21 protein-coding genes, 4 tRNA genes and 1 pseudogene are annotated in these 23,017 nt (G+C 63.6%); 16 read left to right on the top strand and 10 right to left on the bottom strand.

From position 1 onward, the window contains the following. The first annotated feature begins 443 nt into the window (after positions 1–443). The 3 genes from acnA (at position 444) to dxs (ending at position 6,526) form a co-directional block, all read left to right on the top strand. Complete coding sequence (acnA, locus tag ACSJJT_RS01550) at positions 444–3,113, top strand: aconitate hydratase AcnA (RefSeq protein ID WP_435916623.1); 2,670 nt, start codon at positions 444–446, stop codon at positions 3,111–3,113. Positions 3,114–3,328: 215 nt separating this feature from the next. Next, positions 3,329–4,450: an alpha/beta hydrolase gene (locus ACSJJT_RS01545; RefSeq protein WP_435916622.1), complete on the top strand. Its 1,122-nt coding sequence runs from the start codon at positions 3,329–3,331 to the stop codon at positions 4,448–4,450. A gap of 207 nt (positions 4,451–4,657) precedes the next feature. Then, positions 4,658–6,526, top strand: coding sequence for a 1-deoxy-D-xylulose-5-phosphate synthase (gene dxs, locus ACSJJT_RS01540; protein WP_435916621.1), 1,869 nt, complete (start codon positions 4,658–4,660; stop codon positions 6,524–6,526). A gap of 29 nt (positions 6,527–6,555) precedes the next feature. Here dxs and ACSJJT_RS01535 read toward each other — a convergent pair whose 3' ends face one another. From ACSJJT_RS01535 to ACSJJT_RS01525, 3 genes and pseudogenes are all read right to left on the bottom strand, one after another. Further along, positions 6,556–7,794, bottom strand: coding sequence for a ribonuclease D (locus tag ACSJJT_RS01535; RefSeq protein WP_435916620.1), 1,239 nt, complete (start codon positions 7,792–7,794; stop codon positions 6,556–6,558). Continuing rightward, on the bottom strand, positions 7,791–8,360 hold the full coding sequence (locus tag ACSJJT_RS01530) for a DUF3000 domain-containing protein (protein ID WP_435917015.1): 570 nt from the start codon (positions 8,358–8,360) through the stop codon (positions 7,791–7,793). The genes ACSJJT_RS01535 and ACSJJT_RS01530 overlap by 4 nt, the downstream gene beginning before the upstream one ends. 143 nt (positions 8,361–8,503) lie before the next feature. Next, positions 8,504–8,629: pseudogene (locus tag ACSJJT_RS01525) on the bottom strand (peptide-methionine (R)-S-oxide reductase); the annotation flags it as partial. Between the two features lie 212 nt (positions 8,630–8,841). Between ACSJJT_RS01525 and ACSJJT_RS01520 the strand changes: the two are divergent. Beyond that, the gene (locus tag ACSJJT_RS01520) at positions 8,842–9,696 is read left to right on the top strand and encodes a PPK2 family polyphosphate kinase (RefSeq protein ID WP_435916619.1); all 855 of its coding nucleotides are present in this window, start codon (positions 8,842–8,844) and stop codon (positions 9,694–9,696) included. A 54-nt stretch (positions 9,697–9,750) separates the two neighbouring features. Here ACSJJT_RS01520 and ACSJJT_RS01515 read toward each other — a convergent pair whose 3' ends face one another. The 4 genes from ACSJJT_RS01515 to ACSJJT_RS01500 form a co-directional block, all read right to left on the bottom strand. Beyond that, entirely contained in the window at positions 9,751–10,509 is a 759-nt protein-coding gene (locus ACSJJT_RS01515) for a sirohydrochlorin chelatase (protein WP_435916618.1), read from the bottom strand. A 242-nt stretch (positions 10,510–10,751) separates the two neighbouring features. Beyond that, positions 10,752–10,826, bottom strand: a tRNA-Val gene (locus ACSJJT_RS01510). Position 10,827: 1 nt separating this feature from the next. Next, positions 10,828–10,898 (bottom strand) — tRNA-Cys (locus tag ACSJJT_RS01505). 28 nt (positions 10,899–10,926) lie between these two features. Further along, positions 10,927–10,999: transfer RNA gene (locus ACSJJT_RS01500), tRNA-Gly, on the bottom strand. Between the two features lie 471 nt (positions 11,000–11,470). Here ACSJJT_RS01500 and ACSJJT_RS01495 point away from each other — a divergent pair. Further along, positions 11,471–11,545 (top strand) — tRNA-Val (locus ACSJJT_RS01495). 140 nt (positions 11,546–11,685) lie between these two features. After that, on the top strand, positions 11,686–12,750 hold the full coding sequence (locus ACSJJT_RS01490; protein ID WP_435916617.1) for an NAD(P)-dependent alcohol dehydrogenase: 1,065 nt from the start codon (positions 11,686–11,688) through the stop codon (positions 12,748–12,750). On the opposite strand, the gene ACSJJT_RS01485 is transcribed toward ACSJJT_RS01490, so the two are convergent. The 3 genes from ACSJJT_RS01485 to ACSJJT_RS01475 all read right to left on the bottom strand — a co-directional run bounded on the left by ACSJJT_RS01485 (position 12,707) and on the right by ACSJJT_RS01475 (position 14,583). Continuing rightward, positions 12,707–13,495, bottom strand: a complete 789-nt coding sequence (locus tag ACSJJT_RS01485; protein WP_435916616.1) for an ABC transporter ATP-binding protein — start codon at positions 13,493–13,495, stop codon at positions 12,707–12,709. The genes ACSJJT_RS01490 and ACSJJT_RS01485 overlap by 44 nt on opposite strands. A 27-nt stretch (positions 13,496–13,522) precedes the next feature. Further along, positions 13,523–14,374, bottom strand: a complete 852-nt coding sequence (locus ACSJJT_RS01480) for an FtsX-like permease family protein (RefSeq protein ID WP_435916615.1) — start codon at positions 14,372–14,374, stop codon at positions 13,523–13,525. A gap of 62 nt (positions 14,375–14,436) precedes the next feature. Continuing rightward, the gene (locus tag ACSJJT_RS01475; RefSeq protein WP_435916614.1) at positions 14,437–14,583 is read right to left on the bottom strand and encodes a hypothetical protein; all 147 of its coding nucleotides are present in this window, start codon (positions 14,581–14,583) and stop codon (positions 14,437–14,439) included. Positions 14,584–14,808: 225 nt separating this feature from the next. Between ACSJJT_RS01475 and ACSJJT_RS01470 the strand changes: the two genes are divergently transcribed. The 10 genes from ACSJJT_RS01470 (at position 14,809) to ACSJJT_RS01425 (ending at position 23,010) form a co-directional block, all read left to right on the top strand. Continuing rightward, positions 14,809–16,029, top strand: a complete 1,221-nt coding sequence (locus ACSJJT_RS01470) for a sensor histidine kinase (RefSeq protein ID WP_435917014.1) — start codon at positions 14,809–14,811, stop codon at positions 16,027–16,029. Then, positions 16,026–16,658, top strand: a complete 633-nt coding sequence (locus ACSJJT_RS01465) for a response regulator (RefSeq protein ID WP_435916613.1) — start codon at positions 16,026–16,028, stop codon at positions 16,656–16,658. Before ACSJJT_RS01470 ends, ACSJJT_RS01465 begins: the two co-directional genes overlap by 4 nt. 73 nt (positions 16,659–16,731) lie before the next feature. After that, positions 16,732–18,801, top strand: a complete 2,070-nt coding sequence (thrS, locus tag ACSJJT_RS01460) for a threonine--tRNA ligase (protein WP_435916612.1) — start codon at positions 16,732–16,734, stop codon at positions 18,799–18,801. Then, positions 18,794–19,354 carry an HIT family protein gene (locus tag ACSJJT_RS01455; RefSeq protein WP_435916611.1) on the top strand — a complete coding sequence of 187 codons (561 nt, stop codon included), beginning with the start codon at positions 18,794–18,796 and terminating at the stop codon, positions 19,352–19,354. Before thrS ends, ACSJJT_RS01455 begins: the two co-directional genes overlap by 8 nt. Further along, a complete protein-coding gene (gene pgsA, locus ACSJJT_RS01450; protein ID WP_435916610.1) occupies positions 19,347–19,970 on the top strand; it encodes a phosphatidylinositol phosphate synthase in 624 nt (207 codons plus the stop codon). The genes ACSJJT_RS01455 and pgsA overlap by 8 nt, the downstream gene beginning before the upstream one ends. Positions 19,971–20,015: 45 nt before the next feature. After that, positions 20,016–20,669 carry a cardiolipin synthase ClsA gene (clsA, locus tag ACSJJT_RS01445; protein WP_435916609.1) on the top strand — a complete coding sequence of 218 codons (654 nt, stop codon included), beginning with the start codon at positions 20,016–20,018 and terminating at the stop codon, positions 20,667–20,669. 20 nt (positions 20,670–20,689) lie between these two features. Next, a complete protein-coding gene (locus tag ACSJJT_RS01440; protein ID WP_435917013.1) occupies positions 20,690–21,433 on the top strand; it encodes a DUF881 domain-containing protein in 744 nt (247 codons plus the stop codon). Between the two features lie 42 nt (positions 21,434–21,475). Beyond that, the gene (locus ACSJJT_RS01435) at positions 21,476–21,808 is read left to right on the top strand and encodes a small basic family protein (protein ID WP_435916608.1); all 333 of its coding nucleotides are present in this window, start codon (positions 21,476–21,478) and stop codon (positions 21,806–21,808) included. Further along, complete coding sequence (locus ACSJJT_RS01430) at positions 21,801–22,553, top strand: DUF881 domain-containing protein (RefSeq protein WP_435916607.1); 753 nt, start codon at positions 21,801–21,803, stop codon at positions 22,551–22,553. The genes ACSJJT_RS01435 and ACSJJT_RS01430 overlap by 8 nt, the downstream gene beginning before the upstream one ends. Positions 22,554–22,617: 64 nt before the next feature. Beyond that, on the top strand, positions 22,618–23,010 hold the full coding sequence (locus ACSJJT_RS01425) for a glycine cleavage system protein H (RefSeq protein WP_435917012.1): 393 nt from the start codon (positions 22,618–22,620) through the stop codon (positions 23,008–23,010). The last annotated feature ends 7 nt before the right edge of the window (positions 23,011–23,017 follow it).

Below are 23,017 nucleotides of genomic sequence, written 5' to 3'. Positions count from 1 at the left end.
ATCTTCCACATCACCTGGGATGGATCTGATTCTTGTCGTCGGTCGACTTTCGGGACCGCGTCTGACGTGCGGCGATGCAGGATCATTGCTCGAACACCGGGAATGTATGCGCTGGTCTCAATGTGTATGGATCTGACATCTGGTTCGACATCTTGGCCACGGATTCGACTGGTGCGACCGTTGAGCCCCGATGGTAATGGCGTGAACGCGGACGGACGAATGTGGCTCGTCTCGGCCGGAACGGCCAATGTGCCTCGGGTTGTGATGCCGTGAGCATACCGACAGGGCCTGGTGGGTCTGTGGGATCGTTCTTCTACTTAGTCGAACCTAACTTGGGGCCTGCCTCGCAACAAGATATCTTGATATCAAGATATCTTGTTCTGCCGCGGTGGTGGAGCTCGACGCGAGATGATGACATCCGCATCGACCAGTCAGGAGTCCACATGAGTGTCAACAGCTTCGACGCGAGGCGAACCCTCGACGTCGACGGCCAGTGTTACGAGATCTACGACATCACCAAGGTTGACGGTTCTGACAACCTGCCGTACAGCCTCAAGGTTCTGCTCGAGAACCTGCTGCGTACCGAGGACGGTGCCAACATCACCGCCGGGCAGATCACCGATCTGGGACATTGGGACGCCGAAGCCCGGCCGTCCACGGAGATCCAGTTCACCCCGGCCCGCGTCATCATGCAGGACTTCACTGGCGTGCCCTGCATCGTCGACCTGGCCACCATGCGCGAGGCCGTCGCCGACCTCGGTGGTGACCCCAGCAAGGTCAACCCGCTGTCGCCCGCCGAGATGGTCGTCGACCACTCCGTCATCGTCGAGCGCTTCGGCACCCCGCAGGCCTTCGAGCTGAACAAGGACATCGAGTACCAGCGCAACCGCGAGCGTTACCAGTTCCTGAGGTGGGGCCAGACTGCGTTCGAGAACTTCCGCGTCGTCCCGCCGGGCACCGGCATCGTCCACCAGGTCAACATCGAGCACCTTGCCCGTGTGACCTTCGTCCGTGATGAGGGCGGTAAGAAGGTTGCCTACCCGGACACCTGCGTCGGCACCGACTCGCACACCACCATGGTCAACGGCCTCGGCGTCGTCGGCTGGGGGGTGGGTGGCATCGAGGCCGAGGCCGCCATGCTCGGCCAGCCCGTCTCCATGCTCGTTCCGCGCGTTGTCGGCTTCAAGCTCTCCGGGGAGCTGCTTGACGGCGTCACTGCCACCGACCTCGTCCTGACGATCACCCAGATGCTCCGCGAGCAGAAGGTCGTGGGCAAGTTCATCGAGTTCTACGGCCCCGGTGTCGCCGCCGTCCCGCTGGCCAATCGCGCCACGCTGGGCAACATGAGCCCGGAGTACGGCTCGACCATTGCCATCTTTCCGATCGACGACGTCACCCTGGACTACCTGCGCCTCACTGGTCGCGACGAGGCCCAGGTCGAGCTCGTCGAGGCGTACGCCAAAACTCAGGACATGTGGCACGACCCGGATCGTGAGCCCCGCTACTCCGAGTACATGGAGCTCGACCTCTCGACGGTCAGGCCCTCGGTCGCTGGCCCGAAGCGTCCGCAGGACCGCATCCTCGTCTCCGAGGCGAAGGAAACCTTCGAGAAGACGGTTCCCGACTACACCACCAATCCAGGCGCCGCGATTCCGGTCACCCTGGCTGACGGACGTTCCTTCGAGCTACGCAATGGTGCCGTGACGGTCGCCGCCATCACCTCCTGCACCAACACCTCGAACCCCAGCGTCATGATTGCCGCTGGGCTGGTGGCCAAGAAGGCCCACGAACTGGGTCTGTCGCCGAAGCCGTGGGTGAAGACCTCGCTGGCACCGGGCTCTCAGGTCGTCACCGACTACTTCGAGCGTGCCGGACTTTCCGAGCACCTCGCTGCCATGGGCTTCGAGCTGGTCGGCTACGGATGCACCACCTGTATCGGCAACACCGGACCACTCATCCCCGAGGTCTCGGTTGCCATCAACGAGAACGATCTGGCCGTCACGGCCGTCCTGTCCGGCAATCGCAACTTCGAAGGGCGTATCAGCCCCGACGTCAAGATGAACTATCTGGCCAGCCCGCCCCTGGTCGTCATCTACTCGATCGCCGGCACCATGGACATCGACCTCAACAACGACGTCCTGGCCACCACCCCGGATGGTCGCGAGGTCCGTCTGGCCGACCTGTGGCCCTCCACCACTGAGATCGAGGAGATCGTCGGGTCGTCCATCTCCGCCGAGATGTACTCCGAGCGCTACGCCGACGTCTTCGACGGTGGCCCGCGGTGGAAGGAGCTGGAGACCCCCGAGGGTGAGACCTTCGCGTGGGATCCCGCATCCACCTACGTCCGTAAGCTGCCGATCTTCGACGGGATGAAGGCTGAGCCCGACCCGGTCGGTGACATCACCGGCGCCCGTGTGTTGCTCAGGCTCGGCGATTCGGTCACCACCGACCACATCTCCCCGGCCGGCAATATCAAGACCGACTCCCCGGCGGGTCAGTGGCTGGCCGGCAATGGTGTCGAACGCCGCGACTTCAACTCCTATGGCTCCCGCCGTGGCAACCACGAGGTCATGATGCGTGGCACCTTCGCCAACATCCGTCTACGCAACCAGCTCGCTCCGGGCACCGAGGGGGGCTTCACCCGCGACTTCACCACGGTCGACGGCCCCGTCACCACGGTCTACAACGCCTCGGTGAACTACCGCGAGCAGGGGATCCCGTTGATCGTCCTGGGTGGTAAGGAGTACGGATCCGGATCCTCCCGTGACTGGGCCGCGAAGGGTACCCAGCTGTTGGGCGTCAAGGCCGTCATCACTGAGAGCTATGAGCGCATCCATCGCTCCAACCTCATCGGTATGGGCGTCCTGCCGTTGCAGTTCCCGGCGGGTGAGTCGGCCGATTCCCTCGGTCTGACCGGTGAGGAGACCTTCGAGATCACTGGTGTCGACAAGATCAACGAGACGATACCGAGGACAGTCCACGTCAAGGCTGTCAACGGTGACAAGGTCGTCGAGTTCGACGCCGTCGTCCGCATCGACACTCCGGGAGAGCGCTCCTACTACCTCAACGGAGGCATCCTGCAGTACGTGCTGAGGAACATGGCTCGGCACTGACGCATGCGTTCAATCGGGGGTGGGAACGACGTCGCTCCCACCCCCGTTCGCCGTCCCCTGAGGAATCGCGCCAAGGCAGGAGAGTGACGGCGACATGGCGGGTGCCCTCGAGACGGCCTGAAGCCCGTGTGACGACCCTCGCCCCCGTGACCCCTGTGGTCACTACAGTGACGACAGAACAGGCTCAAAGATCTCGACGACGAGGGGAAACACCGATGGGACGACTCACCCGAACCGTTGTCACCGCACTGGCATGTGGTGCCTTGGCACTGACGCCCACGACAGCCCACGCTGCACAGGCCACCTCCGACTCCCCAGCCCACGGCGTTGCGGCGGCGCGTCCAGAAGCCCTCGGACAGATCCATGACACGCAGATTCGTGATGCGAGGGGCGTCAATGTCACCTCCGTGACGAAGGTCTCGGGCCTGGAGCGTACCTGGCAGATCAATTACTCAACTCCGTCGATCGATTCTGCACAGACCTTCGATGGCCAGATGGCCGTCCGCGTCACCCTGCCAGCCGGGTACGCCACTCATCCCGACAAGCACTACCCCGTCCTCTACCTGCTTCCTGGCGGTGGCAGCGGCCGTGTCCGTGACTGGACCGATGAATCGCGCACACAGGGCCAAGCAGAGCAGATCACTGCTGATGCTGACCTCATCACGGTGACGTTGGAGGGTGGTAAGGTCAGCTGGTACTCCGACTGGGCGAACCAATCGCGTGGCGACGCCGACTGGCTGCACCACCACCTTGACGAGGCAATTCCCTTCGTCGACGCGAATTTCCGTACCCTGGCGTCAGGAAAGCATCGCGCCATTGCCGGGCTCTCGATGGGTGGGTACGGTGCCTATCACTACGCGATGGAACGTCCAGAGATGTTTTCCTCGGTCTCGGCCTACTCGGGTGGCGTCGACATCGAGAGCGCCTCGGTAAGGGCCACCGTGGCCGAGCAGCTCGTCAAGAGTGGGTATCAGCTTGACTCGGTCTGGGGTCCGATGGTGCGGGCCAACACGGCTCTCGTCGAGGCGAATCCGTCCAGTACCCAAGGCGCCGACAAGCTTGCCAGGATTCAGCGCGATGGCACGCGTCTGGCCTTGTACGCGGGCACCGGGCTGGGTATCGGTAAGCGAGGTGCGATGGCCATTGAAACTGCTGTCGGGGCCAATACGACGGCTTTGCACGCGCGGCTTGCTGCTCGCCAGGTTCCTCACACCTACATCCGTTACACGACCCGTACCTACGGCGGGTTCAGGTGTGACGGCGGCCACGACTGGGCTTGCTGGAACGCCGATCTGAGTCAGGACCTGCCTCTCGTCCTCAAGGCCGTGCGCGCCTGAGTCCCCATGATCTGCCGGGCCATTCCTCCTCTCCGGGGGCGGTAGTGGGGGATTGGCCCGGCACCCTCGTGGCATGCCGAACCTTCGTGCATCCTGGCCCTTTCAAGGCTTTTCCAGTTGCGAGGAAGGAAGCCAGACAGTGGCCGTGAGGTGAGTCGGAGCGCAAAGCGGGTCGTCGCCCTGGCGACACGTCCTAAGATGGCACGTATGGCTCTTCTCGATGACATCGGCTGCCCCGACGACGTGAGGGAACTCACCACCCAGCAGGCCGAGGACCTCGCCGAAGAGATTCGTACCTTTCTCATCGACAACGTTTCGCGGACTGGTGGCCATTTGGGGCCGAACCTCGGCGTTGTCGAACTGACGCTTGCTCTCCATCGGGTCTTCGACTCACCTCATGACCCCATCATCTTCGACACCGGTCATCAGAGCTACGTCCACAAGATCCTGACCGGGCGTGCCGCTGGCTTCGACAAGCTGCGTCAGCGTGGCGGGTTGTCCGGATACCCGAGCCGGTCCGAGTCACCCCATGACTGGGTGGAGAATTCGCATGCCTCCACCTCCTTGTCCTGGGCTGAGGGCATTGCCAGGGGATTCCTCTCGCGTGGCGAGGACCGTACGGTCGTCGCAGTCATTGGCGATGGTGCTCTCACGGGCGGTATGGCCTGGGAAGCCCTGGACTCGATCGCCGACCAGCAGGACCTGCGTCTGGTCATCGTCGTCAATGACAACGGACGCTCCTACACCCCGACGGTGGGCGGATTGGCCAACCAGCTCGCCATCATTCGCACCGATCCTCACTACGAGGAAGCCCTCGATCGTATGAAGCGGCACGTCACCGAGAAGCCGCTGGGTAAGCAGGTCTTCGGTCTCATGCACGCGGCGAAGGCCGGTGTCAAGGACGCCCTCATCGGCAACGGAATCTTCTCGGACCTGGGAATCAAGTACCTCGGTCCGGTTGACGGCCACGACGTCTCGTCCCTCGAGCGCGCCCTCGAACTGGCCAAGCGTTATGAGCATCCCGTCATCGTCCACGTCATGACGATGAAGGGCAAGGGATTTGCTGCCGCTGAGGCCAACGAGGAGGACCACTTCCACGCCGTCGGGCAGATCGATCCCAAGACGGGGGAGTCCCTCAAGGCTGCCGGTGGTGCCTCGTGGACCCAGGCCTTTGCCGGTGCCATGCTCGAGCTGGGGGAAAGGCGTCCCGACGTCGTCGGTGTGACTGCTGCCATGCTCCACCCGGTCGGACTGGCTCCGTTTGCCGCGCGCCACCCGGAGCGGGTCCTCGACGTCGGAATTGCCGAGCAGCATGCGGTGACCGCGGCGGCTGGCATGGCTGCGGCCGGTCTTCACCCGGTCGTCGCGTTGTACTCGACCTTCCTGAACCGGGCCTTCGACCAGCTCCTCATGGATGCGGGGCTGCACCATGCCGGTGTGACCATCGTGTTGGATCGGGCCGGAGTCACCGGCACCGACGGCGCCTCTCACAACGGCATGTGGGACATGGCGATGTGCGGGATCGTGCCCGGCCTCATGCTCTCGGCGCCTCGTGACCGTCAGCATCTGATCTCGGTACTCGACGAGGCCGTCGACATTGATGACCGGCCCACCGTCGTCCGGTACTCGAAGGCTCCCATGCCTGACGACATCCCCGCGGTGTCCTCCCACCATGGCCTGGACATCCTGCGCGACGGACCGGAGGACGGCATCCTCGTCGTCGCACATGGTCAGCTGTGCACCGATGCCCTGAAGGCAGCAGACAGCCTCGATCTCCCGGTACGAGTCGTCAGCCCCCGGTGGTCCCTCCCGGTCTGTGAGGAGCTTCTTGACGAGGCCTCAAGGGCTCGTGCCATCGTCAGTGCAGAGGACGGGTTGGTCGTCTCCGGACTCGGTTCCCATCTGGCTGACGCCTTGTCAGAGCGTGGCGTCTGGCGCCCGATGCGCAACCTCGGTATTCCGCAGTGCTACCTCGACCACGACTCGCGGTCGGCCATCATGGCTGAGCTGGGCCTGAGCGCTGAGGGGATCGCCGAGACCGTCACCCGGTTGGCCAGCCAGCTTGACTGCCAGTGAGCTGACATTCTCAGCTCTTGAGGGGCTGATCACAGCTCGGCCATCACCCCGCTGAGCAGAGTCGCGAGGATCTCGCGCTGCCACGGCCGGGCGCCCAGATCTGCGAAGAAGGCGTTGATCCCCGTGACGGAGAGGTCGTGTGGTGGCTGCCATGCAAATTGCCGCAACCATGCCGGGGAACAGAGGTTTTCCGGTGGGAGGTCATGGTCGACGGCCACCTCGTTGACGGCCGGTCTGGCGGCCACCCAGCGGGCAGCCTCCTGCGGATGGTGACGCTGCCAGGATCGCGGATGGGGGATTGCTGAGGACTGTTGCCGAAATTGCGGGTACTTCTTCGGCGGGACGCTGCGGGCGTGGTTGATCGCATCGACCCAGGTTTGGCGATGTTTCTTGGCCTGGCCGCGATGGAATCCGTTGATGGACAGGAGCTTCTCTGCGTCGACGTTGACGGTGCGGTCGCAGCGTTTGGCAGCCGCGATGAGGGCCTCGTCACGCAGCAGCCTGCCCGGAGCGATGTCGAGATCATGAGCGAGGTTCTCGCGTGCCAGCCACAGGTCGCGTGCCAGCTGTAGCCCGGATCGGCTGCGAATGTCACCGATGTGGCTGATCCTGCGCCAGCGTGACGGATCGACCCCTGGCGCCTCGCTCGGCAGTTGCGTGGCGACGTCGACGAGGTGGGCGAACTCCTGACGAGCCCACTCGTCCTTCCCAGCGTCTTGGAGGTCGGCGATGACCTGTTCGCGAACGTCATTGAGGAGCTCGACGTCCAGAGCTGCGTAGACGAGCCAGCCACGGGGGAGGGGACGTCGAGACCAGTCGGAGGCAGAGTGCTCCTTGAGCAGGGTCACCCCGCAGTAGTGCTCGACCATCGGTCCCAAACCGACGCGAGGAAGGTTGAGGAGGCGTCCGGCCAACTCAGTGTCGAACAGGTCGTCAGGACGCAGACCGTCCATCGCCAGGCATGGCATGTCCTGAGTAGCGGCATGGAGGATCCACTGTGTCCCGGCGAGGGTATCGGCAAGGGGCTTCAAACCGTCTGTCTCGTCGAGGGCGACGGGATCGACGAGGTGAGTGCCGGATCCCTCACGGCGCAACTGGATGAGGTAGGCGCGCGGGCTGTAACGGAAACCATGGGCCCGCTCGGTGTCGATCGCGATGGGACCGTGGCCGTCCCGGAGCGCCTGGCACGTACGGCGAAGAGCCTCGGGAGAAGCGACGACCGGCGGTACGCCTTCCCGAGGCTCTGCGAGGACGGGATAATCGGTCACGCGAGTTTCGCCCGGCGTGGTGAAATCGCGGCGATGTCGTCAGGGATCGGGGAGACCCCACAAGAGAGCAGGCAGAGGTCGCTCCATGATTCCACATGTGAGTCGACGTCCTCGGCAGTTGAGAATGTCGGTGTCCATGAGGCACGCACCTCGATGTGATTCGACTCCGGGTCGGCGCCGAGCTGCCCGAACGGGCGGCTGACCACGGAGGTGACGGTGCCAGCCTCAGCATGATGGATCGCGTGGTGGGTGTCGAGGGAGTCGGTCAGCCAGGACCATGCGACATTGCCGACAAGAGGGTCTGAAGCCATCGACGGATCGACCTCAGCACGGATCATGGCGACGAATCGGCTCGTTCCCTGCCACGCCTCGGAGCCCGAGGGATCGTGGAGCAGGATGAGACGTCCGCTTCCCAAGTCGTCACCGGTGATGACGACGGATCCTTCGATCGCCACCGAGAACGGCGAGATGCGGGTAGGAGCGGGTATCTCGTGAACCTCGAGCTTGCTTGACCACGAATACTCGAGGATTCGGGAACGCAACTCTTCGAAATCCACCGGATACATCTGCCGAATCACCTCTTCAGGCTATGGGAATCGGCATACCTGGTGCTCTCCCGACGCGCCGCACACGGTGATATCCCTGGTCGGAACTGTTCGGGTTGAGGGATTTCACCGCGAGGTGGCCGTCAGTTGTCAGTTTCTGTCGACTAGAGATCGAGGCAGATCGAATTGATGCAGTACCTCAGGTCGGTTGGGGTGTCGAAACCCTCACCAGCGAAAACGTGTCCAAGGTGGGAGTCGCCGCGGGCGCACCGGACCTCCGTGCGTGGGCGTCGACGCTGACGCCACTGATCAGAGGCCAGCACGAGGCGCGGTTGCAGGTCTGGCGACGTGGCGTGCTTGTCGGTCATGATCTCCTTCAGCCCGGCGCATCTCACCGGTTCCGTGTTGAGTGAAACGGTAATTCGGTGGGGGTCATTCCCGCGCCGAGTCCGCCGGGTCACGGCAGGATGGAGGCACAAGAACCCAGGAAGGACGAACACCGATGGTCAAAGGCTCCCCTCAACTGTCCGACGTGCTGCGCTGCCCGCAACCCCCGGTCGACGTCCACAAGATCGACACCGGCGCAACTCCGGAGGCCCCGGGTGACAAGACGGCGACTCTCAAGGAGCTCGAACCGATGGCTGAGGAGTTCTCGGAGTTACAGGAAAGGCTGTTCGCCCGCGGCCGCAGCAGTCTTGAGGAGGCCCGTCGGGTGCTCGTCGTCCTGCAGGGCCTCGACACCGCTGGCAAGGGTGGAGTGGTCCGCCACGTCTTCGGGCTGGTTGATCCGCAGGGAATTCACCACCACAGCTTCAAGGCTCCGACCGACGAGGAGCTCAAGCACGACTTCTTGTGGCGCGTGCGCAAGGCCTTGCCCGAGCCCGGCATGCTCGGCGTCTTCGATCGCTCCCACTACGAGGATGTCCTTGTCGCCAGGGTCGACAACCTCGTCGAGGAGAAGGTCTGGAAGGCGCGCTACGACCTCATCAACGAGTTCGAGCTCGGACTGGCTGCTGACGGCTACAAGGTCATCAAGTGCTTCCTGCACATTTCCCCGGACACTCAGAAGGAGAGGCTGCAGGCCCGTCTGGACAACCCTGCCAAGTACTGGAAGTACGACCCCGGAGATCTCGATACTCGTTCGAAGTGGCCCCAGTACATGGACGCCTACAACGACGTACTCGGCAAGTGCAATCCTGACGTTGCACCTTGGTACATCATCCCCTCGGATCACAAGTGGTATCGCAACTGGGCGGTAGGACGCATTCTGCTGGAGACGATGCGCTCCATGAAGCTTACCTGGCCTCCCGCCGACTTCGATGTCGAGAAGGAGAAGGAGCGCCTCAGCAACGCGTGACGGATGAGACCGGCGCGGACACTTGTCCGGGCCGGTGGTGCGTCGAAGGGGGTGTTACTCGGAGATGACCTCGTCACCGATCGGCCCGGAAACCAAGCCCATGGCGGCCGAGCAGTACCGTTCGAAGGCAAGGGCTGCGAGGACCGGATCGTCTCCCAAAGGTGCGGAGACGACCTCTGCGCCAGCATGAAGAGCCTTGTGAGTGTGGGCGCGGAAGGTCTCGTCATCGCAGATCCACAGGCTTCCCACCGCAATGTGACGACGACCCTCGCGGCGAAGATGGGCGACAACCTCCTCGACGTCAGTGGCGCCGCCACTGTTGGTGGCAATGTGAACCGGGAGGTGGTGGTGCTGGGACCACAGGCGCGTCATTTTGGAAAGCATGGCCGCGCCCCGCGGATCTCCACTGTCCGAAACCGACAGGATGAGCACATCCAATTCCTGAGCGTGCACGCGATGGGCTGCCAGTCGCAGACGCGCATCGACGAGGTTGAGCAGGGCCGGGGTCGGGCCGGTGGGGCGGGCCACGCGGATGGCCAGGTCCGGATGACTCCGACGAATGTCCTCGGCATGGCGAGCCAGCTGCGGTGGGCTGGAATGGAGGTGAGTGACATTGATGGGGACCAAGACCAGCTCACTCCACGACGGCTTGCTGCGAGGAGCCTTGCAACCGCCTTTCTCCGGGACGAAACTGACCGTCGACTCGATGTGCGGGTGGAGATGAGACATTCGCTGCCGAAGCCTCTGGCCAATGAGAGTCGCAGAGGCTTCGGACATCGCGGGGAGGACGAGGTCGAGTACTGGCGCAGCCATCTGAGCACTCCCTTTCCCAACTACCAGGACAACAGGTCCGACACGTCGCGTTTACCCTAGCGAAGTAGATCCGCCGAATTGGCGAAAATGTCTCTGTGAACCGGTGTGCATCCAGTCCCTCAAGACATGGATCACATGAGCGGTGACTGCGAGCGTCACCGCTTCACCTGGACAGGTCTCGGGCGCAGGGAGAAACGGTCGGTATAACAAAAAGGTCGACCGACGTACGTCGGTCGACCTCGTGGTGGGCGATGCCAGGTTTGAACTGGCGACCTCTTCCGTGTCAGGGAAGCGCGCTACCACTGCGCCAACCGCCCGAGGTGGAGACGGGATTTGAACCCGTGTACACGGATTTGCAGTCCGTTGCCTCGCCTCTCGGCCACTCCACCACGTGGATAGGTCCGAAAGACCTCTCCGAGCGGACGACGGGACTCGAACCCGCGACCCTCACCTTGGCAAGGTGATGCTCTACCAACTGAGCCACGTCCGCATGTTTTCCGGCGGCTCTCGAAGGGTGTTCGCTCCTTGTCGCTCCCGCCGGGCGACGAAAAAGAACTCTAGAGGATGCCTCGTTGGCAATGCAAATCGGGATGGGACACTCGCGCCAACGACGTGCGTACCCCCTCGTCAGAGTATGTAGTCCATCGGCGTGTCGCGCTTCGGGGGACGGACGTGCCCGCCGCCGGCCCCTGATGATTGTTGATCCAGGTTCTGATGTGAGGGATATGGGCTGAGGGTGCCTGATCGGGGCTGGTCGAGGTGGTAATTCGGTTGCTGATCGAGTCTGCTGCCACCGTGTGTTGCATGATGGTGTGTCAGAACCCTGATTACCACACACGGACGCAGATCAGACGTCATCAGCCGGTTGGATGACGTCAGTCATCTGGGTCCGTGATGTTTGTGGATGACGGCCCGTCGACTTGGACAAGCACTCCCGCTTCTGGCATAGTTTCTCCAGCGCGGGCGGTTGGCGCAGTGGTAGCGCACTTCGTTCACACCGAAGGGGTCGCGGGTTCGAACCCCGCATCGCCCACCATCAGGTAATGGGTGTACCCATTGATTGGCCCGTACGCGCCCCTGAATTGTGCTCCTCGGCAGCTTCACAGGCTGATTCGCAATATTCTGGTGACGTCAGTGTCAAGGATCGGCACTGGGGATCACTCAGGAGGTGTACTCATGCCCATCACCGTCAAGGCTCTCCAGAAGGAAGGCCCGGACAAGCCGTTCAAGGTCGTCGAGATCGAGAGGCGAGATCCGCGCCCGGACGACGTCGTCATCGCCATCAAGGCGGCAGGAGTCTGCCACTCCGACATCCACACCATCCGCAACGAGTGGGGTCAGGCACACTTTCCGCTCGCCGTCGGGCACGAAATCGCCGGCGTCGTGGAGGCTGCCGGCTCCGAGGTGACGAAATACCAGCCCGGCGACCGGGTAGGGGTTGGGTGTTTGGTCAATTCCTGCGGCCACTGCGAGCAGTGCGAGGCAGGGGAGGAACAGGCCTGTCTCAACGGGTGCGTGGGAACGTACGACTCCTGCGACGTCGACGGCACCATCACCCAAGGCGGGTACAGCCAGAAGGTCGTTGTCAACGAGAGATTCGTCTGCCGTATCCCCGACTCCCTGGACCTCATGGAGGCGGCTCCGCTGCTGTGCGCCGGAATCACCACCTATTCGCCCATCGCCACCTGGAACGTGGGCCCCGGCGACAAGGCCGCCGTTCTGGGCCTAGGTGGCCTGGGACACATGGGCGTGCAGATCGCTGCGGCGAAGGGGGCTGAGGTCACCGTCCTGTCGCGCAGCCTCCGCAAAGCCCAACTCGCCGAGAAGCTCGGAGCCACGCGCACCCTGGCGACCAGTGACGAGAACTTCTTCCGCGATCACCGCGGCGAGTTCGACTTCATCCTCAACACCATCAGCGCCCCAATCGACCTCAAGTCCTACCTCAGGCTGCTCAAGCCGCGCGGCGTGATGGCCTGTGTCGGACTGCCCCCGGAGGAGCTGGGGCTGCCGATCGGTTCCCTCATCAACGGTTCCAAGGTGCTCGCAGGATCCAACATCGGGGGTATCCCGCAGACCCAGGAGATGCTCGACTTCTGTGCCGAGCACCATCTGGGGGCTTGGGTCGAGAAGATCGGCGTCGACGAGGTCGACGTGGCGTATGACCGAGTTGTTGCAGGAGACGTCAGGTTCCGCTTTGTCATCGACACCGCGACCTTTGAAAAAGCAGCCCCAACCGACTGAGCCACGCGCCGATACCGCCACGAGTTGCGTGTGAGCCGTTGCGTGACGGCTCTACGTCGCCGGCCCCACGCACCTGGATGAGATGTCCATCGAGCATCTTCAGGTGCTGGGAGCCATGCCCGATGAGCTCCTCGTCGTGCGTCACGAGCAGCGTGGCGGTGTCGTGCTCATGGGTCAGTTTGACCACGAGTTCGATGATGCGGGCGCCAGCCTGGGAGTCCAGGGCACTGGTCGGCTCGTCGACGACCAGCACGCTGGGATCGTTCATGAGGGCCCGCGCGATGTTGACTCGCTGATGCTGTCCGCCTGACATCTGCGCCGGCCTCTTGTGCATGTGGTTGGTCAGGCCGACGGCGTCAAGGAGCTCCTTGGCCTGTCTGAGGCGCTCGCCGCGGGTGGAGCGATGCACACCGTCGAGTTCTCCCATCATGACGAGCTGGTCGACGGCGTCGAGACTGGGGATGAGGTTCGATTGCTGAAAGACGATGCCGATCTTCTTCCTGCGAAGTTCGGTGGCGTCGGCGTCGTCGAGTCCGGTGACGTCAATGTCGTCGATGAGGATGGTGCCGGAGTCAGGCCGAGCCAAGGTGGAGGCGACGGCCAAGAGGCTTGACTTGCCCGATCCGGACGGTCCGGTGATGACGGCGACCTCACCGTTGGCGACGTGCATGCTGACACTCTCCAAGGCGGTGACGCGACGGTTGCCGTCCGGGCGGGTGAAGGTGACGTTGTCGAGGGTGATCATGCGAAACTCCTGAGGTGGACGGACAGGTCAGCGGGTCGAGCCGAGGGCTTGCTCGGGCTCTGCACTCGACAGGGAGCGGATGGCCACAGCAGCTCCGGCAAGGCCCAGGAGACCGAGCAGGGCCCCCGGGCCGAGTACCGTCCACCACGTCATGGCGAAGGGCATGGTCGAGCGAATGGCGAATCCGGCGATCGTCACGAGGACCAGGCCGGCACCGATACCGATGGCCAGTACCACACCTGCCTGTCCCAGGGCGTCACGACGCAAGGCTCGAGTCGTTGCCCCCAGGGCACGCAGCACACCGATGTCGTGCTGACGCTGAATTGTCCACACGGTGAAGAACGCTCCGACGACGAGGGCGGAGATGCCCAGCAGGAGGCTGATGATGAGTGCCAGGGAGCCGATCTCAGGTCCGAAGGTCGGCAGCATCCGGACCGACTTCCAGGGAGCAGCTGACTCGGTGCCGGCGGCATCGTCGACCGCCTTCCAATCGGGCACTCCATGCACAAGCAGAGCGGTCGGCTCTGCCTTGGGTTGTCCCATGCGGGTCACGGTGGCCTGCCAGTCCTGATGGCCCATGGCGACGACGGCCGAATGACAGTACCACGTGTCGCCACCAATCGACTCGACGGTGAACTTCTGGGATCCGATGTCCACCGTGTCCCCGGCCGCCAGGTTGAGGTCATCAGCAATGGTGCGGGAGATGATGACCTTCCCCTTCTCCGGGGTCCCGAGGGAGGTTACCGCGACATCGGACCCGAAGATGGCCACCGCGGATCCGGTGCCGTCCTTGCTGGCGCGGGTCTGGGTGACGCTCAGGGGAGTGACCTTGGACACCCCGTCAGCTGACTGCCAGGTTTTGAGCTGATTCTCAGTCACCCGGGAATCGGTCTACGTCGTTGATGCCATCTTGGCCAGTACGACCCGATCAGCCGGCACCTTCACCACTGCGGCGACGCTGCGCTGAGCGAGGCCCCCCCTGCCAGACCAGTGAGGAAACCGACCAGTACGCAGATGAGGGCCACTACGACGGTCATGAGGGCAAACCGCCCCTTGGCGAAGGCCAGATCACGCCGAGCGAGGAACATGGGAACTCCTTGTCGTTGTCGTCGTAACCACCTTCTTGGTAAGAGCCCTTGGCGGAATCAGTGCGTGGTGTGGTTGTGGGACGATTCCAGGCGGAGGCGGATGTCAACCTTTTGGATGATGCGGGGAGGGAACCTGACGGCACGAAGATGTGGGTTGCGCACCTACACTTGTGGCTGATGAGGACGACCACACTTGCTCGTGATGGGCTGCACCGTTGGCGCGACATCGAGGCCAGTCACCGCGGACGTGCGGTGGCCGTGAGGGTGGGCATGCAGATCGGCATCCAGGTGCTCTTCGCCGGTCTGGTCATCTTCACCGTCGTCATGGCCCTGGTGCTGTCCCCACCCCACGTGTGGCGAATCCTCACCTGGGCGATCCTTCTCGTTGTCGTCCACACCGCCCTCATGATGTCCCATGTCATGGACCGCACTCGGCGTGAGAGGTGGCAGCCCATCTTGGTGGCGGCGATGGTCGCCGTCTCGATCCTGTTGGCCATCGACTTCCCCTATGCCGCCTACCTGACGATCCCGCTCTCCTTCGTCTACCTGGACTATCTGGCCCCTCTTCATGCCTGCATCGCCGTCGTCGTCGGGGCCGTGGCCATCGTCCTCGGCGGCGGGCTGACGAGTGGCTGGAGCGTCGGCGGAGTCGTCGGCCCGGTGGCCGGTGCCGCAGTGGCCGTCGTTGTCGGTCTGTCCCTCAAGGCCATGCAGGCTCAAGCGGTCAAGTTGGAACGCCTCAATGCCGACCTGCTCGTCGTACAGGAGAGGCTGGCAGCCTCCCAACGGGAAGCTGGGGTGCTCGAGGAACGTGCCAGGTTGGCGCGAGAAATCCACGACACCGTCGCACAATCCTTGTCGAGCATCGGTCTGCTCCTGTCGGCGGTCGAGCGTACGGCTCCTGACCATCCGGCAATCGAGCAGGTTCAGCTGGCCCACCGCACCTCGTCCGAGGCACTGTCCGAGACCCGCGGACTCATTGCGGAACTGGCTCCTCCTACCGTGGCCGATCAGGGTTTGCCTGCAGTTCTCAAGCGACTGGGTGCCACGGCATGGTCAATCGGTGGGCTCCACGTCGACGTCGACTGTCCTGACACCTCAGACCTGTCGATGGAGATCCAGACAGCCCTGCTCAGGCTGTGCCAGGGAGCCATGTCCAACGTGGTCCGTCATGCCCGTGCCCATCACGCAACGATTCAGATCTCGCGGCCGGACGCGTCCCACGTCCATCTGAGGGTGACCGATGACGGCGTTGGGATGGACCTCAACGCCCCGGTGCGCGAGGGAGCTTTCGGGCTGCATGCCATCCGGCAGCGGGTCCACGAGCTGTCCGGCGAGGTCTCACTGACCTCGGGGCCAGGGGAGGGAACGATCGTCAACGTCGATCTGCCGGTACATTCCGCCACCGAGAAATCACACCTCGTCCGCCAAGGAGAACCGTCATGACCGTACGCGTCCTCATCGCCGACGATCATCCGGTGGTGCGAGCCGGGGTGACGGCCCTGCTCGGTACCGACCCGGACATCGAGATCGTCGCCACCGCAGCCACTCCCGCCCAGGCCCTCGCCGCAGCAGCGACGATGGAACTGAACCTCGTGCTGCTCGACCTACAATTCAGCAGCGACGCCAATGCCCCGTCCGGGGTGGACGTCACTCGCGAGATTCGGTCACACTCGAATCCCCCGGAAGTCCTCATCCTCACCAACTACGACACCGACGCCGACATCTTGGCAGCGGTCGAGGCGGGTGCCACCGGTTACCTCCTCAAGGATGCTCCCGCCGAGGAACTGCTGTCGTCGATCCACCGTGCCGCCAGCGGTGAGGGAGCCCTGGCGCCCGCTGTCGCCACTCGCCTCATGGCGCGGATGCGCTCCCCGCAGACCTCTTTGACGGCTCGTGAGCTCGACGTGCTGGAAGCCTCGGCAGAGGGGCTTTCCAACGCTCAGATCGCGGAAGCCCTGTATGTCTCGGAGGCCACCGTCAAGACCCATCTGTCGCACATCTACACCAAGCTCGGGGTGACCTCGCGCAGCGCAGCAGTGGCTCGCGCACGAGACATTGGTCTCATTCGCTGACCTGCAACTCGAAGCAACCCGACCCGGTACGGCATTATTGGACCATGTCCGGCATCCGTCGGGCTGCCATCGAGTGAGGAAGTCAATCGTGTCCATCAGCATCACCCTGCACCGTTCCGGTATCTCCAGGACCGAGCAGGTGGACACCACCACTACCGGCCTGGACCTCTTCGGCTCCGAGCGTGGCATCGTCGCCATGCGGGTCGACGGCAATCTCGTCGATCTGCAGCGGGAGCTCCACGATGGAGCCGAGGTGGAGCCCGTCGAGGCGACCAGCGAGGACGGGCTCAACATCATTCGGCACTCGTGCACCCACGTCATGGCACAGGCCGTCCAGCAGTTGTACCCCGAAGTGAACCTGGGCATCGGTCCGTTCATCACCGACGGTTTCTACTACGACTTCGGCAACATTGAGCCGGTCACCCCCGAGGTGCTCACCGAGCTCGAGAAGCGGATGAAGCGGATCGTCAAGGAGAACCAGCGCTTCGTGCGCCGGGTCACCAGCGAGGAATCCGCCCACGAGGAGCTTGCCGACCAGCCGTACAAGCTGGAGCTCATCGGCACCAAGGGCAAGGGCGCCGAGGGGGCCTCGGTCGAGGTCGGTGACGCCGAGCTGACGATCTACGACAACGTGCGTCGCAACGGCGAGGTTGCCTGGAAGGACCTTTGTCGTGGCCCGCACGTGCCGTCGACCAAGTACCTGGCCAACGCCTTCGCCCTGACGAAGTTCTCGGCTGCCTACTGGAAGGGTGACCAGGGCAACGACCAGTTGCAGCGCATCTACGGCACCGCATGGGCCAGCCGTGAGGACCTCGTTGCCTATCAGGAGCGGATCAAGGAGGCCGAGCGCCGCGACCATCGCAAGCTGGGAGCCGAGCTCGACCTGTACTCCTTCCCGGAGGAGATCGGTCCGGGCCTGGTGGTCTTCCACCCCAAGGGTGCGATGCTGCGTCACCTCATCGAGGAGCACATCATTGCGCGCCACATGGAGGCGGGATTCTCCTTCGTCCACACCCCGGAGATCACCAAGGGCGGGCTGTTCCACACCTCAGGTCACCTGCCGTACTACGCCGACACCATGTTCCCGCCGATGCTCGTCGATGAGGAGCGTGATGAGGCGGGTAACGTCACCCGGGCCGGCCAGGAGTACTACCTCAAGGCCATGAATTGCCCGATGCACAACCTCATCTTCCAGTCGCGTGGTCGGTCCTACCGTGAGCTGCCGTTGCGGTTCTTCGAGATGGGCCACGATTACCGCTACGAGAAGTCGGGCGTGGTGCATGGTCTGACCCGGATGCGCGGGTTCGCCCAGGACGACTCCCACACGTACTGCACCCGGGAGCAGGCCCCTGGCGAGATCAAGAAGCAGATCGAGTTCTTCCTGTCGATCCTGGCCGACTTCGGCCTGAACGACTTCTATCTCGAGCTGTCCACCCGCGAGGAGGACGGCGCCAAGAAGGAGAAGTTCATCGGCTCCGACGAGGACTGGCAGGCCGCCACTGACACCCTCGACGACGTGTGCCGTAGCACTGGTCTGCAGTTGATCCCCGATCCGGGCGGTGCCGCCTTCTACGGTCCGAAGGTCTCGGTCCAGGTCAAGGACGCGATTGGGCGTACTTGGCAGATGTCGACGATTCAGTACGACTTCAACCAGCCGGAACGCTTCGACCTCGAGTACGCGGCTGCTGACGGCACCCACCAGCGCCCGATCATGTTGCACTCGGCCAAGTTGGGAAGCGTCGAGAGGTTCATCGGCGTGCTCACCGAGCACTACGCCGGCGCTTTCCCGGTGTGGCTGGCTCCCGTCCAGGTGCGTCTGGTCCCTGTGGCCGAGGCCTTTGACGGGTATGTCACGACCTTTGCCGACGTGCTGCGATCCCAGGGCATTCGGGTCGAAATCGACCTGTCGTCTGATCGCTTCGGCAAGAAGATCCGCAATGCCTCGAAGGAGAAGGTTCCCTTCACCCTCATCGCCGGTGGTGAGGATGCCGAGGCGGGTGCAGTCTCCTTCCGACTGCGTGACGGTTCCCAGGTCAACGGCATCGCCCAGGACGAAGCCGCGCGTGTCATCGCGGCCTGGAACAAGGACCGTCGCAACGATGACCCGACCGCTGAGACCTTGCGCGGAGTCGTCGATGACTGAGGATTACCGTCTTGAATTCGCCGAGGACCTGGTTGGGGTCCCGGACCCCTTCCGGAGGTTCTGGACCCCGTATCGGATGGCGTACATCGGTGGTGAGAACAAACCTCGTGGTGACCGCCCGGAGGATGGGTGCCCGTTCTGTGCCGCTCCGAAGCGCAGCGACGAGGACGCCCTCATCGTTCACCGTGGCCAGACCTGCTACGTCATCATGAACCTCTACCCCTATGGACCGGGGCACATGCTGGTGTGCCCCTACCGTCACGTCGCTGGCTATGTTGACGCCACCGAGGAGGAGGTCATCGAGATGGCCCACCTCACCCAGGCCGCCATCCGGACCCTTCAGGAGGTGTCCCACCCGCAGGGATTCAACGTCGGGATGAATCAGGGGCCCTCTGGTGGAGCCGGAGTGGCCGCCCACCTGCACCAGCACGTCATTCCACGCTGGACAGGAGATACGAACTTCCTTCCGATCGTGGCCGGTGTTCGTGCCGTCCCGCAGCTGCTGGGAGACGGACGTCAGCTGTTGGCCGATGCGTGGGTGGCTCATGCTTGAGCACTTCCGGGCCGCTTGGGCCAAGGTCATGAACCCCATCGCCGACGCCTTGCTGAGGGCACACGTCACCCCCGACATGGTCACGTGGGTCGGCACCATCGGCGCCGTCGCCATGGCGCTCATCTGCTTCCCACAAGGATGGTTGTGGCAGGGGCCGTGGCTGGTCGCCCTGTTCATCTTCTCCGACTCACTCGACGGAAACATGGCCCGCAAGATCGGGCGTCAGTCCCAGTGGGGATCCTTCCTCGACTCCACCTTGGATCGATTCGGTGACGCCGCCATCTTCGCGGGAGTCGCGTTGTACTACGCCGGCTCCGGAGACAACTTGCTGTGGACCTCGATGTCCCTCGCCGCGCTGGTCTTCGGCATGGCCACTTCCTACGTGCGTGCCAAGGCCGAGTCCCTGGGGCTGGAGGCCAAGGTCGGCATCGCCACCCGTGCGGATCGTCTGCTCGTCAGCCTGCTGGCCATCGAGATCACGGGTCTGGCCAAGGCAGGGGTTTTTCCTCACTGGTGCCTGGTCGTTCTACCGATTGCGCTGTGCTACCTAACGGTGGCCGGAGCCATCACCGTGGTGCAGCGGATGATGGCGGTGCGTCGAGCGTGTCAGTCGTGATGGGTCGGGTCGCGGCGTGGTCAGGCTCTCGACTGGATGGATGGAATGGTTAGGGTGGACGCCGTGACGCGCACCCTGCCGCCTGAGGAAGTGTCCGAGGCCAATCCGTGGGACACCGATCGATTCTGGACGGTTCCCAACGTCTTGTCGGTGATACGTCTGGTCGGCGTACCTGTCTTCCTGTGGCTCGCTCTGGGGCCACGGGAGGATGGCTGGGCCGTTGCGGTGCTTGCCGTTGCCGGCATCACCGACTGGCTCGACGGCAAGATCGCCCGGCGCTGGCACCAGGTCTCGCGCATCGGCCAGATGCTTGACCCCATCGCCGATCGTCTCTACATCTTCGCCACGGTCATTGCGCTGACCCTGCGCGACGTCATCCCACTGTGGTTGGTCATCCTGCTCGTTGCCCGGGACGTGTGCATGGCATGTCTGGTCCCGGCGCTGAGAACTCGCGGATTCACCTCGTTGCCGGTGCACTTCGTCGGCAAGGCGGCGACGTTCTGCCTGCTGTACTCCTTCCCGCTGGTCTTGCTGGGACACCTCGGAACTGGTGGCTGGACGGTCTGCCGGGTCCTCGGATGGGCCTTCGCGATCTGGGGAACGACGCTGTACTGGTGGGCCTTCTTCCTCTACCTCGTCCAGAGCGTTCAGATCGTTCGCACCCTGCCGCGGGCCGATCGTCGGGGTGAGCGATCGTGAAGCAGCGTCCTGATGCGTCGATGGACCTGCTACGGGAGGTCCGCTCACAAGCCTTGGACCAGGGGTATCAGGAGTACCACGACCGTAACCCCAGCAGTATGAAGCGACGTCGGGTCGGGGTCGCTGCCGTCGCCATCCTGCTCGTCACCGGGGTGCTCATCGGCATCGCCTGGCGTTCAACGGCTGCACGTGCGCCGCTGGACGCACGAGAACGCAAGAATTTGGTCGCCCACGTGCAATCGGCCCAGGCCCACGAATCAGCTCAGCATGCCGAGTTGGCCAGGTTGCGCGCCTCCGTGAACGCCATGAAAGCTGCCTCCGCAGCGCCCATTGACGATGAGGCCGGGCAGGACTCAGCGCTGATCCCACTGACGGGCCCCGGGGTGCGGATCTTCCTTGATGACGCCAATGCGGCGCCGGACGATGAACTCGGTGACGCCGACCTGCGCAAACTCGTCAACGCCTTGTGGCAGTCCGGGGCGGAGGCCGTGGCCGTCAATGGCCACCGAATCGGGCCCCGCACGGCGATCCGCTCGGCCGGATCGGCGATCACCGTCGACTACGTGTCGCTCTCCCAGCCCTATGTCATCGAGGCGATCGGCTCCCCGCAGACGATCCCGGCGAAACTGGCTGACACACCTGAAGGTCGCTGGATGACCTATCTGAGAGACAATTCATCGATCACTTATACGGTGGCGACGAGGGATCGGGTCTCGGTGCCAGGGTCGAAGGCGTCGGTGAGTCATGCGAGTCCTCATCGATGACAGTGAGACGATGAACGTCATCGGTACACAGGAAGGACACCCATGATTGCGCTCATCGGCCTGGTGGTCGGGATCATCATCGGCATCGTGGTCAACCCGACGCTGCCACCTGGCCTTCAGCCCTACCTGCCGATCATGATCGTCGCTGCCCTTGATGCCATTTTCGGTGCGATACGTGCCTATCTGGCCCGCACCTTCTCCGACCGCGTCTTCGTCGTCTCATTCCTCTCCAACGTCGCTATCGCGGCCCTCATCGTCTGGGTGGGTGACCAGATCGGTGTGGGATCGCAGTTGTCGACTGCCGTCGTCGTCGTGCTCGGCATCCGAATCTTCACCAACGCTGCCGCCATTCGGCGAGAGGTGCTCCATGCCTGAGCACCATGACCGGCGGGAGTGGGCCGAGAACCACTGGCGCAAGATCGGCAAGGACCTGACCTCGGTGTCGACCGGGCAGGTCCTCGTCGCCATCATCTTGTGCCTGTGTTCCTTCATGATCGTCACTCAGGTGCGTTCCCAGCACAATCAGGACGCCTACGCGACGATGAGCAGGGCGGACTTGGTGACGATGCTGGACACTCTCTCGGAATCCTCCCGCCAGCTGGATTCCGAAATCGCTGACCTGCGTGCCACGACGAGGGAGCTGCAATCGGGAGCCAATTCACGCAGGGTTGCTCAGCAGCAGGCTGAGGACCGATTGACCCGGATGAAGGTGTTGGCCGGCACGGTTCCGGTCCATGGACCGGGAATCAGGATCACCATCAACGACCCAGATGAGAAGGTGACCTCTGACATGGTGCTCGACGCCGTCGAGGAGATGCGCGACGCCGGGGCTGAAGCCATGGTTCTCAACAACAAGGTTCGCATCGTTGCCGACACTTGGTTTGCTGCCAGCCCTGACGGTCTCCAGGTCAGCGGAACGACGATCAGTCGTCCCTACACCCTCACCGTCATCGGTGAGCCCCATGCCCTCCGGGAGGGTGCACGGTTCCGTGGTGGCCTGGTCTCCCAGATGGAGTCCGACAAGGTGGGGGCCTCCGTCGAGATCACGACCTTCCAGGACCTCACCATTTCCGCGGTTGCCCATCCGCGTCCGATGACTCACGCCACACCGATGAGATGACGCGGGCGGCGAGGCGTTGAGCGCGGTAGTCTGCCCGTACGAGGATATTTCCGTCGGCCGTGTCATGGAGGTGGCGATGACCGAGATTCCCGATGATGTGTTGTGCACCTCGGATCACCTGTGGGTCAGGCCCGGTAATGGTGACAGGGTGCGCGTCGGAGTCACGTCGGCCCTCCTCGACCAGTTCGGGCCGGTGGAGTCGTTGTCCCTTCCTGACGACGGGGAGGAGATCGTTGCGGGAGACACCTGCGGCGACATGGAGTTCTCGTCTCGCAGCTGGGAGCTCGTGTCCCCGGTCGCCGGGGACGTCGTCTCGGTCAACCAGTCGGTTGACGCCGACCTGCTCGAGGCAGACCCGTGGGGTGATGGATGGCTCTTTGACGTGAGACTGTCCGACCCTGAAGAGCTCGACGAGTTGCTCGACCCGGACGAATACCTCGCGAGCATGGGGGAGTGACCCCTAA

Origin of the sequence: Cutibacterium nasicola (genome assembly GCF_051303185.1) — a bacterium.
Lineage (GTDB): Bacteria > Actinomycetota > Actinomycetes > Propionibacteriales > Propionibacteriaceae > Cutibacterium.
The sequence above is the reverse complement of the archived record's forward strand: the minus strand, read 5'-3'. Positions and strand labels throughout refer to the sequence as shown.

Bases quoted from the DNA above. Each gene is read 5' to 3' on its own strand.
- acnA (WP_435916623.1), top strand. From the start codon at position 444: ATGAGTGTCAACAGCTTCGACGCGAGGCGAACCCTCGACGTCGACGGC.
- ACSJJT_RS01545 (WP_435916622.1), top strand. From the start codon at position 3,329: ATGGGACGACTCACCCGAACCGTTGTCACCGCACTGGCATGTGGTGCC.
- dxs (WP_435916621.1), top strand. From the start codon at position 4,658: ATGGCTCTTCTCGATGACATCGGCTGCCCCGACGACGTGAGGGAACTC.
- ACSJJT_RS01530 (WP_435917015.1), bottom strand. From the start codon at position 8,360: ATGTATCCGGTGGATTTCGAAGAGTTGCGTTCCCGAATCCTCGAGTAT.
- ACSJJT_RS01520 (WP_435916619.1), top strand. From the start codon at position 8,842: ATGGTCAAAGGCTCCCCTCAACTGTCCGACGTGCTGCGCTGCCCGCAA.
- ACSJJT_RS01515 (WP_435916618.1), bottom strand. From the start codon at position 10,509: ATGGCTGCGCCAGTACTCGACCTCGTCCTCCCCGCGATGTCCGAAGCC.
- ACSJJT_RS01490 (WP_435916617.1), top strand. From the start codon at position 11,686: ATGCCCATCACCGTCAAGGCTCTCCAGAAGGAAGGCCCGGACAAGCCG.
- ACSJJT_RS01485 (WP_435916616.1), bottom strand. From the start codon at position 13,495: ATGATCACCCTCGACAACGTCACCTTCACCCGCCCGGACGGCAACCGT.
- ACSJJT_RS01475 (WP_435916614.1), bottom strand. From the start codon at position 14,583: ATGTTCCTCGCTCGGCGTGATCTGGCCTTCGCCAAGGGGCGGTTTGCC.
- ACSJJT_RS01465 (WP_435916613.1), top strand. From the start codon at position 16,026: ATGACCGTACGCGTCCTCATCGCCGACGATCATCCGGTGGTGCGAGCC.
- ACSJJT_RS01455 (WP_435916611.1), top strand. From the start codon at position 18,794: ATGACTGAGGATTACCGTCTTGAATTCGCCGAGGACCTGGTTGGGGTC.
- pgsA (WP_435916610.1), top strand. From the start codon at position 19,347: ATGCTTGAGCACTTCCGGGCCGCTTGGGCCAAGGTCATGAACCCCATC.
- clsA (WP_435916609.1), top strand. From the start codon at position 20,016: ATGGTTAGGGTGGACGCCGTGACGCGCACCCTGCCGCCTGAGGAAGTG.
- ACSJJT_RS01440 (WP_435917013.1), top strand. From the start codon at position 20,690: ATGGACCTGCTACGGGAGGTCCGCTCACAAGCCTTGGACCAGGGGTAT.
- ACSJJT_RS01435 (WP_435916608.1), top strand. From the start codon at position 21,476: ATGATTGCGCTCATCGGCCTGGTGGTCGGGATCATCATCGGCATCGTG.
- ACSJJT_RS01430 (WP_435916607.1), top strand. From the start codon at position 21,801: ATGCCTGAGCACCATGACCGGCGGGAGTGGGCCGAGAACCACTGGCGC.
- ACSJJT_RS01425 (WP_435917012.1), top strand. From the start codon at position 22,618: ATGGAGGTGGCGATGACCGAGATTCCCGATGATGTGTTGTGCACCTCG.